The sequence below is a fragment of the Curtobacterium sp. MCBD17_008 genome (assembly GCF_003234475.1).
Lineage (GTDB): Bacteria > Actinomycetota > Actinomycetes > Actinomycetales > Microbacteriaceae > Curtobacterium.
The window spans coordinates 32,094-45,111 of sequence record NZ_QKTK01000009.1; the positions used below are offsets into that span (position 1 = coordinate 32,094).

The following is a 13,018-nucleotide window of genomic DNA, read 5'->3' on the forward strand; positions in this document are numbered from 1 at the left end:
CAGTACGGTATGCGGTGGCTGGGAGTCCTACGCGTCGAAGGGGACCTCGCCCGAGGTGCTGACGCCGCCACGCTGCCGGTAGGACAGGTGCCCACCGAGGTACCCGCCGACCGAGACGGTCGCGAGTCCGATGAACCCCAGCGTCCGCCCGGCTGCGTGGTTGCCGCGCTTCCGCTGCAGCCACGAGAGGCCGTAGAACGTGATGCCGACCCAGTTCACCGCCTGGTGCACCCAACCCGTGCGCAGCTGCTCGCGGTTCATCTCCGACCAGTCGGTGTAGCCGGCGACGCTCGCGCTCCCGGCCGAGGCGACGCCGAGCCCGACGAGGGTCTTCGCGGCCTTCTCGTTGCCCTTCCCGCCGACGAGGTCGAGGACGGCCGCGGAGATCCAGGCACCGAGCGGCACCTGCACCATGAGCGGGTGGATCGGGTGCCCGAACGGCACCCCGTGCAGGATCTGCCGGAGCGCCCGCGGTCGGATGAGGGCGTTGACGACCTTGCGGTCCAGGTCGACGGCCTTGTCGAGCACACTCGCCTGCTCGATGGAATCGGTCACGCGTCGCAGTGCTGCAATCTCCGGCATGCCGCCGACGGTAGACCGCCGCCGCGGATCGGGTTCACAGCACGCCGCCACTGTCCGCCAGGCGACACCGACGACGGCCGGCACCGCAGGACGGGAGGCCCGGTACCGGTCCGTGGGACCGGCACCGGGCCTCCCGTCCGTCACCGCGCGGCCGTCACGCCCGGATCCGCCGTGGTGCGGGCCGGGCCGGTCACTCCTCGACCAGCTCGCCGACCTCGAACGGTTCGACGGTGAGCTGCTCGCCGCCCGGCGCGACGTCGACGCGGACGGTGTCGCCGTCGCGGACGTCGCCGGCGAGGATGGCGCGAGCGAGCTGGTCGTCGATCTGCCGCTGCATGAGCCGGCGGAGGGGCCGAGCGCCGTACGCCGGGTCGTACCCGCCCTCGGCGAGCCAGGTGCGGGCGTCCGGCGTCACGGCGAGCTCGAGGCGGCGACCGGACAGTCGACGCGCGAGTCGGTCGACGTAGAGCGAGACGATCTGGCTGAGGTCGTCCGGGGTGAGCGCCTGGAAGACGACCATGTCGTCGAGCCGGTTGAGGAACTCCGGACGGAACGCCTGCTGCACCAGTTCGCGGACCGCCGCCTCACGCTGCTCGGCGGAGCGCGCCGGGTCGGTGAGGAACTGCGACCCGAGGTTCGACGTCAGCACGAGGATCGTGTTCCGGAAGTCGACCGTGCGGCCCTGCCCGTCGGTGAGCCGGCCGTCGTCGAGGACCTGGAGCAGGACGTCGAACACCTCGGGGTGCGCCTTCTCGATCTCGTCGAGCAGGATCACCGAGTACGGCCGACGGCGGACGGCCTCGGTGAGTTGCCCGCCGGCCTCGTAGCCGACGTACCCGGGCGGGGCGCCGATGAGCCGCGCGACCGAGTGCTTCTCGCCGTACTCGCTCATGTCGATGCGGACGAGGGCCTTCTCGTCGTCGAACAGGAACTCGGCGAGCGCCTTCGCGAGCTCGGTCTTGCCGACGCCGGTGGGGCCGAGGAACAGGAACGAGCCGGTCGGTCGGTCCGGGTCGGAGATGCCGGCGCGGGTCCGACGGACCGCTTCCGACACGGCCGACACGGCGGTCCGCTGCCCGATGATCCGACGACCGAGTTCGCTCTCCAGGTGCAGGAGCTTCTCGGTCTCGCCCTGCAGCAGGCGCCCGACGGGGATGCCCGTCCACTGCGCGATGACGGCGGCGATGTCCTCGTCGGTGACGCTGTCGTTCACCATGCGGTCGGTGGACCCGGCCTGCTCGGCTGCGGCGAGTTCGGCCTCGATGCGGGGCTTCTCGCCGTACTCCAGGCGGGACACGGTCTCGTAGTCGGCCTCCCGCTGGGCACGCTGCGACCGCATGTTGAGGTCGTCGAGCTGCTGCTTCAGCTCACCGATCCGGTTCAGGGTGGCGCGCTCGGCCTGCCACCGCGCCTCCAGTCCGGCGAGCAGCTCGCTGCGGGTGCGGAGTTCGTCCCGCAGGGTCTCGAGCCGGGCCTTCGAGGCGTCGTCCTTCTCCTGCTTGAGCGCGAACTCCTCGACGCGCAGCCGGTCGACGGTGCGCTTGAGCTCGTCGATCTCGACGGGGCTGGAGTCGATCTCCATCCGCAGTCGGCTCGCCGCCTCGTCGATGAGGTCGATCGCCTTGTCCGGCAGCTGACGGCCGGAGATGTACCGGTCGGACAGCGCGGACGCGGCCACGAGGGCGGAGTCGTTGATCGTCACCTTGTGGTGCGCCTCGTAGCGTTCCTTGAGGCCGCGGAGGATCGCGACGGTGTCCTCGACGCTCGGCTCCCCGACGTACACCTGCTGGAAGCGTCGCTCGAGGGCGGCGTCCTTCTCGATGTACTCGCGGTACTCGTCGAGCGTCGTCGCCCCGATGAGCCGGAGCTCGCCGCGCGCCAGCATCGGCTTGAGCATGTTCGACGCGGCGACGGACCCCTCGCCGCCGCCTGCGCCCATGAGCGTGTGCAGCTCGTCGATGAACGTGATGACCTGCCCGTCGGAGTCGTCGATCTCCTTGAGCACGGCCTTGAGCCGTTCCTCGAACTCGCCGCGGTACTTCGCACCGGCGATGAGGGCGGACATGTCGAGCGAGACGAGCCGCTTGTCCTTGAGCGAGTCGGCGACGTCACCGGCGACGATGCGCTGCGCGAGCCCCTCGACGACGGCGGTCTTGCCGACGCCGGGCTCGCCGATGAGCACCGGGTTGTTCTTCGTGCGGCGGGTGAGCACCTGCGACACCCGCCGGATCTCGGCGTCCCGCCCGATCACCGGGTCGAGCTTGCCGCTCCGCGCGATCGCCGTGAGGTCGACGCCGTACTGCTGGAGGGCGGTCTTCTGCTTCTCCTGCGAGTCAGGAGCGCCCTGGAGGTTCGCCATGCGTTCCGTCCTTCCGTTGCGTTGCCGTGTGGTCGGCCGGCGACCGCCAGCCGGACCGGAGTCCTCGGACCGTCCGGCGCGGGGCCCATCCCGTCAGCGCCTTCCTGAGTCCACTTGACTCAAGTTTACGGCGGGTGACGGCATTCCCGCCACCTGCGGGCAACTCCGACGAAACACCCCGCGCGCTGTGCTGGGGACATGACCGCCTCGACAGCTCGCCGGACCCCGGGTCCGCTCCCGTCCCTCCGCCGCTCCACCCGCCGATCCCCCGGCCGGTCCCCGGGCCCGGCCGCAGGTCGATCCGCCGACGGGCCGTCCGCCGACGGGCTGTCCGCCGGGCCAGCCCCGGCGTCGAATGTGCGACCGTCCCGGCTGGACGGCCTCGACCTCGCCCGCGGTCTGGCCGTGCTCGGCATGGTCGTGGCGCACCTCGGTCCACCGCACCCCGACTTCGACTGGGCGCGGCCGGACACCTGGGTGGCGGTGGTCGACGGGCGCTCGGCGGTCCTCTTCGCCCTCTGCGCCGGCGTCTCGCTCACGCTGATGACCCGACCTCGGCCGGCGTCGGACCCGTCGGACCCGTCGGACCCGTCGGACCCATCGGCACCGGAGGGCCTCGTGGTGCACCGACGGCGGGTGCTCGTGCGCGCGGTCGCCCTGTTCGTCCTCGGCTCCCTCCTGACCGTCCTCGACACCCCGGTCCAGGTCATCCTGCCCACGTACGCGGTGTGCTTCGTGGCGACGATCCCGCTCCTGCGGGCCCGCACCCGCACGGTCGCGGGGGTCGGGGCCGCAGCGCTCGTGACGGGGCCGGTCTGCACCGCGGTCGGCCGGTCGGTGCTGCACGACGCCAGCGACCCACTCGTGCACGGCGTCCTGCTCGGTGCATACCCGGGCATCACCTGGTGGGGCGTCGTCCTCGTCGGGCTCGTGGTCGGGCGGCTCCCGCTCCGGCGGACCCGGGTGCACCTGCTCCTGCTCGCCACCGGTGTCACCGCCGCGGTGGTCGGCTACGGCGGCGGTGTCCTCGTCCGGGCGGCCCTGGGACTCCCACCCGGCGACACGAGCGCGAGCGGGTCGGCGTCCACCGGCCCCGGTACGGCCGGCGCGGGTTCCGCAGGGGCCGGGTCGGCGGGGACCAGCCCGGCCGACGCCGGACCACACCTCGTCCCACAGGGTGGCGGCACGGTCGAGCGCCCCGGTGTCGACTGGGCCGGGTTGACCTCGGTGCAGCCGCATGCCGGGTCGACACCGGAGCTGCTCGGCGCACTCGGCGTCGCGCTCGCGGTCCTCGCACTCAGCCTCCTCGCCGCACGTCGCGCCGGCGTCCTCCTCGCCCCGGTGCGGGCCGTCGGGGCACTCGCCCTGACCGTCTACGCCGCCCACATCGTCGTGTACGCCGCACTCGACGCAACCGGTGACGGACACTGGCACACCGGGTGGACGGCGACCCTCCTGGTGGTCGTCGGCGCCGGTCTGGTGGCGACCCCGTGGCGGCGGTGGATCGGCACCGGGCCGCTCGAACGGCTGGTCAGGCGGACGAGTCGGAGTCTCGACGGTCCGGGTCCACGATCCCGACCGCACTGACGACGGCTCCGGCCAGCAGCAGCACCGCCATCACGACCATCGCCCGGTGCAGGCCGGCGACGCCGATCTCGCCGCCCAGGACGACCCCGGCGAGCGCCACCGTCACGAGGCCCGCGATGCGCGCCACGGCGTTGTTCACGGCCGACCCCGCACCCGCCTGGGGCTGCGGGACGGAGCCGAGGACGGCGCTCGTCAGCGGGGTCACCATCGTCGCGATGCCGGCACCGACGAGGACCAGTCCCGGCAGGACCGACCACCAGTAGCCGGCCGGGTCGTCGCCGGCGAGGAGCATGAGCAGCGCACCGACCGCGGCGATCGCCGGCCCGGCCGTCATGAACCACCGCGGTCCGAACCGACCGGCCAGTGCACCGACCGTGGTGGACAGCGCGAGGAGCATCAGCGTCGGCGGCAGCGTCGCGAGGCCCGCCACCCATGCCGGGAAACCCCAGACCTCCTGGAGGAACAGCGTGACGACGAAGAAGACCATCCCGAGTGCGCCGTAGATCGAGAGCGTCGCGAGGTTCCCGACGGTGAAGTTCCGCGCCCGGAAGAGCCCGAGCGGGACGAGCGGCGCCCCGGACGTCCGGGTCACCCGGAGCTCCCACGGCACGAACGCCCCGAGCGCGACCCCGCCGATGACCAGCGCGCCGACGACCACGGGCGAGCCCCACCCGAGCCGCTCCTGCTCGATGAGCCCGAGCACGACGCCACCGACCCCGACGACCGCCAGCACCGCGCCGACGACGTCCACCCGCGCGTGCGGGCCGCCGCGCACCTCGGACCCGATGCGGCGGACGAGCGGGATCGTCACCACGATCGGCACCGCGGTCAGCACGAAGATCCAGCGCCACCCGATGCCGTCCACGACGAGCCCGCCGACGACGGGGCCGAGGATCATCGCTGCGCTCGACCAGGCCGTCCACGTCCCGATCGCCTTCGTCTGGGCTGCCCCGCGGTAGGCGGCGACGATCAGCGCGAGCGCACTCGGGGTGACCAGCGCTCCACCGACCCCCTGCACCGCGCGCGCGACGACGAGCACCTCGCCGCTCGGTGCAGCGGCGCACAGGACCGAGGCGACGCCGAACACGACGAGACCCCACGTGATGATGCGGACCCGGCCGAAGAGGTCGGAGAGCGACCCGGCGACCAGGACCAGCGACCCCAGCGTGACCAGGTAGGCGTCCACCGTCCACTGCTGGACGACGAGGCCACCGCCGAGCTCGGTCCGGATCGCGGGGAGTGCGACGTTCACGACGCTGGAGTCGAGCCCCACGACGAAGGACGCGAGGACCGCGACCACGAGCACCAGGCGTCGGTCGTCGTGGAGGGGGGCCGTGCCTCCCGGCCGGTCGGCGGCTGCGGCTGGGGCGCTGGTCGTCATGAGGCCATCATGCGCCCGGTCGCGCCGTGCAACGGCGACAGCCCCCGTGCTGGTGCACGAGGGCTGTCGTCGGTCCCGGGGCCGGGATGCCGATGGGTCGGCGGTCTAGAGGGAGCGGGAGTCGCTGTTCGGCTGCGTGGACGGGCCGGGGTTCACGACCGGGTCCTGGACGCCGTTGCTGCTCGGGTACTGCGCCGCCGGCTGCTGGACGGGTGCGGCGGTCGCGGTCCCATCGGTCGAGGCGGCACCGGTCTTCTTGCCGTCGTCGGTCCCCATCTCCTTCTTGAAGACGTTGATCGACTGGCCGAGGCCCTTCGCGAGCGCCGGGAGCTTCGTCGCACCGAACAACAGCAGCACGATGCCGAGGATGATCACCAGGTGGATTCCGGTGAGGCCTTGCAACATGTCGACTCCTTCGGTACTGGAACTGGCCGCCGTCCGACCAGTGTCCCTGGTCGTCCCGTCCGGTCACCGTCGACCGGTCCGGCGGTGTCCCGCTGTCCCACCATCGTAACTCGCACCGCGTGAGAAGCCCAGGCGAGGAGCCCGATGGTCACCGTTCGTCCAGGGACGGCCGAGCGGGCGGTGCCCCGGCGCCGGTCGGGCTCAGGCTTCCGCCTCGCTCCTCCGCTCCGCGAGGACCCGGTCGAGCGTCAGCAGCGCCGGCTCGCTCGTCAGGGCCGCGATGTCCGCCTCCACGACGCCGGTCAGGCGGTACCGCACGCGCTCCCCCGGCAGCAGCGTCATGAACCCGCGGTCGACCGTGCCCGTCGCGGCCACCCGGTCCGGCTGCACGAGCAGGTCGCGGACGAGGGAGTCGGCCTCGACGACGAGGTCGAGCCCGTCGCCCTCCGGCGTCACCGAGAACGTCGCCCGGTACCGCGCGGGCTGCCAGCGCATCTCCCGGTCCGGCGCCGGCGTCCACACGGCCCGGCGCCAGTCCATGTCCGCGACGACGACCTCGTCCCGGGCGTCGTCCACGACACCGACGCTCGCGGGCAGCCGCACGACGGCGACCCCCGGACGGTCGAGCACGACGGGCAGGGTCTCCTCCGCCAGGATCCGCCCGGACAGGTCGATCCGGCGGACCCGGACGACGGTGTCGAGCCCGGTGCGGGCGGAGCGGACCGCGACCTCGACCGGCGAGGCGTCGGAGGCCCGCGACGGGTCGTCACGCCCGTCGTCGCCGGGGACGGTGCCGGACCCGGCCGAATCGGTGACCGGCAGGGACGCGGTGCGCGGAGCCGGGCCTCCCGTCCGGTCGTCGACATCGGTGGGCGCCGCGCGGACGGCGGTGTCGACGGTCGACACCGGGCGGATCGCGACGAGGACGTCGTCGTAGAGCCGGCGGAGCTCGTGCGCGAGCGGCTTGCGGCGACCGGCTGAGTCGATCGCCGACCACGACGAGACCGGCCACAGGTCGTTGAGCTGCCAGACCACGACGCCCGTGTTGCGGGGCCAGTGCGTCCGCCAGTGCTCGACGCCGGTCGCGATCGCGCGGGCCTGCTGGAGCTGGGTCAGGTAGTGCCAGCGGTCGAGGTCGTCCCCGGCGCTGCCGAACCGCGATTCGATCCCCCGCGCGAGCTTCGCCATCCCGTCGGCGGCCTTCTGGTGGTGCACCACCCCGGGGGACGTCGGCGTCATCGGGTCGTCGGTCACCGCGTCGCGGAGGGTGCGCCAGGCCGGCGGCGCCTGCCACCCGAACTCGGAGACGAACCGGGGCACCGAGTCGCGGTAGTGGTCGTCCGACACCCGGTTCCAGACGTCCCACGAGTGGTGCGTCTCGTGGTCGACGTGGTTCGGCTCGATCGACTCGGACCCCGACCACGGCGACGCGACCGTGTAGAAGCGGGACGGGTCGACCGCGTCGACGATCGTCGGCAGCAGGTCGAGGTAGTAGCCGAGGCCCCACGGGCGGTCACCGAGCTCGTCCCCCCAGCCGTCGACGTCGTGCAGCCAGATGTTCTCGTTGTTCCCGTTCCACACCACGAGGGACGGGTGCCGCGACAGCCGGGCGACGTTGTCCTGCGCCTCGGCGATGACCTCGCCGCGGAGCGGTTCGTCCTCCGGGTACGCGGCGCACGCGAAGGGGAAGTCCTGCCAGACGAGCAGACCGCGCTCGTCGCACAGCTCGTAGAAGTCGTGCGACTCGTACACCCCGCCACCCCAGACGCGGACGAGGTTCGCGCGCAGGTCGACCGCCGCGTCGAGCCGGGCGGCGTACCGCGCACGGTCGACCCGCGACACGATGACGTCGTCAGGGATCCAGTTCACGCCGCGGATGTCGATGACGGTGCCGTTGACGACGACCTCGAACGGGCGACCGGCGGAGTCGAGCGCCGTCCGCACCCCGGCGGACCGGAACCCGGTGCGGAACGAGCGCCGGTCGAGCACCGCGCCGTCGACGGTCTGCAGCTCCACGACCACGTCGTGGAGGGCCTGCTCGCCGTACCCGCGCGGCCACCACAGCGCCGCGTCCGGGACACGGACCGTGACGACCGCACCGTCCTCCTTCGGGGTGACCTGGGCGCGGGACCGCTGCTTGGTCGTCCGCCCGTCGACCGTGGGACCCGACACGGTCACGACGAGCACGAGGTCGTCGTCCTCGCCGTCCAGGTCGAGGTCGCCGGTGCTCGTGCCGTGGAGCGTCGGGCCGGAGCGCTCGAGCGCGATGTGGGTGTCGAGCACGCCCTCACCGGCCTCGACGTCGACGAGGGGCCGGATGTCGGCGAGACGGGCGGTCGACCACCGCTCGATCGCGACCGGTCGCCACGGTCCGCTCGTGACCGCGGTCAGCCCCCAGTCCCACCCGAAGTTCGACGCCATCTTCCGCACGTACGGGAACGGCTCGTCGTACGGGCCGGGCATGCTGCCCGCGCGCGCGGCGACGCGCTCGGCCTCGCGGTAGGGCGACTCGAACGCGATCTCGAGTTCCTTGCCGTCGACCGGACCCGACGTCTCGACCTGCCGGAGGTCGAACCGGTAGCGCCGGTGCATGTTCCGCGTGGTCGCGATCGGGACTCCGTCGAGGGACAGCTCGGCCACGGTGTCCAGGCCGTCGCAGACGAGGTCGACGCGTTCGTGGCCGCGGGGGTCGACGTCGAGCTGCCGTCGGTACGCCCAGTCCGACCGCCCGACCCACTGCGTCCGGGTCTCGTTGCGGTCGAAGGTGGGATCGGGCAGCAGCCCGGCACGCTCCAGATCGGTGTGCACCTGTCCGGGCACGGTCGCCGGCAACGTGACACCGCGGACGCCGGTCGGCAGGTCGGCAGCGACGCCGGAGGCGCCGTCCTCGACGAGCGACACGGTCCAACCGTCGCGGAGTTCCTCACGGTCGAGGGTCATACGGGTCCTTTGCTGAGCGGGCCGGTCGGCCCTGCGGTTCGGGACGCCGGCCCTCGGCCCGCCCCGTGGTCGGTGGTCCGACCGGGAGGCGCGGCACCGGTGGCCGGGCGTCGTCGCGTCGCGCGCGCGTCACGACGGGCGTGACGCGCGGTGCGTCGCGATGGTAGTACGACCGCCCGACGAGTTCTCCGGAGGGCCCTCCTGCCGTCCCGGGAGCGCGGCCTCGCGGGACCGGTCCGCAACCTGGTCGTGCGCTCGGTGCCGGCCGGTCCGGTGCGTGCCAGTGTGGGCGCATGATCACCGTGGAACTCGCCCGTGCCCTCCGCACCGCGGGACTCCGCTGGCACCCGGACACCGGCGACCGGTTCGTCATCGACAAGCCGGGGGTCGACGAGGACGTGTACACCGTCTCCGAGATGACGGTCGAGCGGCACGACCACCCCACGGGCGTCGAACTCGGCTTCAACGGCACGACCGAGTGGGCGCTCGACTCGGTCGCCGCGGCCGACTCCCTGTGGCTGCCGCGCGAGGACCAACTGCGGGACCTGCTCGGGCCGGCGTTCGTCGGACTGACGCGGCTGGTCGGCCAGGACGACCAGGTGCTGTGGACGGTCACCGCCCGCATCGCCGGCACCGACCGGACCTTCGCCTCGGCCGACCCGGCGGTGGCCTACGGCGAGGCGCTCGCCGCGTACATCGCGGCCGCACTCGCCTGACCCACCCGGACCGGCGGGAGGGGGACACGCCCGCCTGACCGTCCCCGGGAAGCCGTGCGCGACGTCGGGAGTTGGATCGAGGCATGACCACCGTTCCGAACATCACGCTCAACGACGGACGCACGATCCCGCAGCTCGGCTTCGGCGTCTTCCAGATCGACCCCGCCGAGACGAAGGCCGCAACCCTCACTGCGCTCGAGGTCGGCTACCGCCACATCGACACCGCCGAGATGTACGGCAACGAGAAGGAGGTCGGTGAGGCGATCGCCGAGTCGGGCATCCCCCGCGAGGAGGTCTTCGTCACCTCGAAGCTCAACAACGGCTTCCACGCCCCGGAAGCAGCAGCCGAGAACGGCAAGAAGTCGGCCGACCTGCTCGGTGGCTACACGGACCTCTTCCTGATCCACTGGCCGCTCCCGACCGTGAGCGACTTCGTCCCGACCTGGAAGGCGCTCGAGGAGCTCTACCACGCCGGCACCGCGCGCTCGATCGGCGTCAGCAACTTCCAGGCGCACCACCTGAACCGTCTCGCTGCCGAGACCACGATCACGCCGGCCGTGAACCAGATCGAGGTGCACCCGTACCTCGTGCAGGACGAGCTCCGCGCGTACGGCTCGGAGCACGGCATCGCGACCGAGGCCTGGTCCCCGATCGCCCAGGGTCTCGTGCTCGACGACGAGACGATCACCCGCATCGCCCGCAGCACGGGCAAGACCCCGGCCCAGGTCGTCCTCCGCTGGCACATCCAGCGCGGCGACATCGTCTTCCCGAAGTCGGTGACCCGCTCGCGCGTCGAGGAGAACTTCCAGATCTTCGACTTCGAGCTCTCGGACGAGGACATGACGGACATCACGACGCTCGACAAGGGCCACCGCACCGGCCCCGACCCGGACACGTTCGACTACGTCCCCGCGTAGTCCACGCTCCCACGAGGAAAGCCCCGGCCAGCTGGTCGGGGCTTTCCTCGTTCTGGTGGAGGAACCTCACCATCACACTCGGGATCTTCTCCGTATCCCACATGCAGTATTCCCAGGTCCGCGTGCTCCGCGCGGACAGGAAGGGAACCATGCGCACGATCCACCGAGCAACAGCCGGGGCCGCCTTCGGCCTCGTCCTCGCCGCAACCCTCGTCCCGTCGGCCGCCTCCGCCGCGACGAGCCCTGCGGACACCCCGTCGATCCCGGGGGCGACGGCTTCACGGCCGATCGTCGGCAGCACCACGAACGTGTACACGGTGCAGGGCGCCACCGCCCAGGGCGAGCGGGACGGCAACCGCCTGTTCGTCACCGGGCAGGCCACCCCGGAGGCCCAGGTCACGAGCTCCGTCACCGGCGGCACGCTGAAGATCGTCGACGCGGACGGGCACGTCCTGTGCACCGGCACCGCGACCCAGGCGCGTCCGAACCTGTACTCCTGCACGCTCGAACCGCTCGTCTCCGGTCCGCAGACCATCACGGCGTCGGTCGTCAAGAAGAACGGCACGTACAGCACGCCGGGTCAGGCCGAGCTCGACGCCTACGCGGCGACCCCCACGATCGACACGGTCACGCGCGACGGTGACGACCTCGTGGTCACGGGTCACACGAACCTCCGCGCCGAGGTCCAGACGTCGACCGACCGCGAGACCGTCCTGGCCACCGCCGAGACCGGGTCGAACGGCGACTTCAGCGTCCGGATCCCGGGCGGCGCCGACGCCGAGCACGCCTTCGTCCGGACCGTGAACGACGCCGTCCCGGCGAGCACGCCCGACCACGACCAGTTCGCGGCGAGCGGCTGGGTGCTGGCGGAGGTCGGCGCGGACGCCGGGGACGGCTCGGGCTCCGGCTCGGGTGGGGAGGACTCCGGCGCCGGCGAAGGCTCCGGCTCCGGCTCCGGCTCCGGCTCGGAGAACCCGGGCCCCGGCGAGTCGACCGAGCCGGTGTACGACGTGACGAGCCCCTCCGACGGCGCCACGGTGGACACCGCGCAGCCGACCTTCACCGGGCACGGCCGTCCGAACGGCCGCGTCAGCATCCTCGCGATGGGCGTCGACCCCCTCGGGAGCACGACCGCCGACGCCGACGGCAACTGGTCGGTCACGATCGAGGGCGCGCTGCACCTCGGCGACAACGGCATCGTCGTCGCGTTCGAGCAGCCGGACGGCAGCTGGCAGAAGCGGGTCTCCCAGAGCGTCACCTGGGCCCCGAAGACCACCGGCTTCACCATCGCGACGCCCGCCGACGGCTCCACCGTGACGGAGGCCCGTCCGACCATCGAGGGATCGACCGTCGGCTCGTACCGACAGGTCCTGGTCACGGACCACACCGGGTCAACGGCCGCGCACGGCACGACCGACGCCGACGGCGACTTCCGGATCGCGTTCTCGGAGGACCTCGAGGTGGGCCCGAACGAACTCACCGTGCAGTACCAGGACGAGCACGGACGCTGGAAGTCGGAGCCGTACTCCCTCCGCTACGACGCCGACGGTGGGACCCCGAACCCCGGCGAGGGCGACGGCGACGGCACCACCGACCCCGGCGAGGGCGACGGTGAGGAGACCCCCGCTCCGGCCGAGGTCGCCGTGACCACCAGCCGCCTCACCGCCTCCGAGATCGTCGCGCACTTCTCGGGCGCGGAGGGCACCGAGGTGACGGCCACCGCGAACGGCGTCACGAAGCAGGCGACGATCGGCGACGGCGGCGTCGCGAGTGTCGTCCTGCCTGCACCGGAAGCGCTGACGACGACGGTGCACGTCACCTCCACGAACGGCGACCGCACCGCCGAACAGGACGTGGTCGTCGGCAACGGCGACCACCCGTCCGACCAGCTCGCGGCCACGGTCGTGAACGCGTCGGCACTCACCGGCAGCGCCGAGATCGACGTCTGGGGCCTCCCCTCGGGCATCGGCGGCCTGCAGGCGAAGGACGCGGACGGCACGGTCCTCGCCTACAGCGCCATCCACGAGGACGGCACCGGACACCTCACCGTGACCGGGCTGACGGCGGGCGAGCACGTCATCACCGTCGTCTCGGGTGACCGCTCCACGCAGGTCGCGGTCACGATCTGACC

9 protein-coding genes are annotated in these 13,018 nt (G+C 72.5%); 4 read left to right on the top strand and 5 right to left on the bottom strand.

What is annotated here, in order from left to right; genetic code table 11:
• Positions 1 to 27: 27 nt before the first annotated feature.
• Together DEI95_RS09840 and DEI95_RS09845 are read right to left on the bottom strand one after the other, a co-directional pair.
• A complete protein-coding gene (locus DEI95_RS09840; protein WP_110823364.1) occupies positions 28 to 582 on the bottom strand; it encodes a DUF2231 domain-containing protein in 555 nt (184 codons plus the stop codon).
• Positions 583 to 772: 190 nt separating this feature from the next.
• Positions 773 to 2,941 (bottom strand): ATP-dependent Clp protease ATP-binding subunit, encoded by a 2,169-nt coding sequence (locus tag DEI95_RS09845; RefSeq protein WP_111060118.1) that lies wholly within the window; start codon positions 2,939 to 2,941, stop codon positions 773 to 775.
• Between the two features lie 357 nt (positions 2,942 to 3,298).
• On the opposite strand from DEI95_RS09845, the gene DEI95_RS09850 reads away from it, so the two are divergent.
• On the top strand, positions 3,299 to 4,528 hold the full coding sequence (locus DEI95_RS09850) for a heparan-alpha-glucosaminide N-acetyltransferase domain-containing protein (RefSeq protein ID WP_181436267.1): 1,230 nt from the start codon (positions 3,299 to 3,301) through the stop codon (positions 4,526 to 4,528).
• On the opposite strand, the gene DEI95_RS09855 is transcribed toward DEI95_RS09850, so the two are convergent.
• The 3 genes from DEI95_RS09855 to DEI95_RS09865 all read right to left on the bottom strand — a co-directional run bounded on the left by DEI95_RS09855 (position 4,473) and on the right by DEI95_RS09865 (position 9,254).
• The gene (locus tag DEI95_RS09855; protein ID WP_111060120.1) at positions 4,473 to 5,909 is read right to left on the bottom strand and encodes an MFS transporter; all 1,437 of its coding nucleotides are present in this window, start codon (positions 5,907 to 5,909) and stop codon (positions 4,473 to 4,475) included. The two genes, DEI95_RS09850 and DEI95_RS09855, sit on opposite strands and share 56 nt — an antisense overlap.
• 105 nt (positions 5,910 to 6,014) lie before the next feature.
• Positions 6,015 to 6,314 (bottom strand): twin-arginine translocase TatA/TatE family subunit, encoded by a 300-nt coding sequence (gene tatA / locus DEI95_RS09860; protein ID WP_111060121.1) that lies wholly within the window; start codon positions 6,312 to 6,314, stop codon positions 6,015 to 6,017.
• Positions 6,315 to 6,515: 201 nt separating this feature from the next.
• Positions 6,516 to 9,254 (bottom strand): glycoside hydrolase family 2 protein, encoded by a 2,739-nt coding sequence (locus DEI95_RS09865; protein ID WP_111060122.1) that lies wholly within the window; start codon positions 9,252 to 9,254, stop codon positions 6,516 to 6,518.
• Positions 9,255 to 9,547: 293 nt separating this feature from the next.
• Here DEI95_RS09865 and DEI95_RS09870 point away from each other — a divergent pair, with 293 nt between their 5' ends.
• The 3 genes from DEI95_RS09870 (at position 9,548) to DEI95_RS09880 (ending at position 13,016) form a co-directional block, all read left to right on the top strand.
• A complete protein-coding gene (locus DEI95_RS09870; protein ID WP_110823351.1) occupies positions 9,548 to 9,970 on the top strand; it encodes a pilus assembly protein CpaE in 423 nt (140 codons plus the stop codon).
• Positions 9,971 to 10,053: 83 nt separating this feature from the next.
• Complete coding sequence (locus tag DEI95_RS09875; protein ID WP_110890683.1) at positions 10,054 to 10,887, top strand: aldo/keto reductase; 834 nt, start codon at positions 10,054 to 10,056, stop codon at positions 10,885 to 10,887.
• A gap of 149 nt (positions 10,888 to 11,036) precedes the next feature.
• Positions 11,037 to 13,016 carry a hypothetical protein gene (locus DEI95_RS09880; protein WP_111060123.1) on the top strand — a complete coding sequence of 660 codons (1,980 nt, stop codon included), beginning with the start codon at positions 11,037 to 11,039 and terminating at the stop codon, positions 13,014 to 13,016.
• The last annotated feature ends 2 nt before the right edge of the window (positions 13,017 to 13,018 follow it).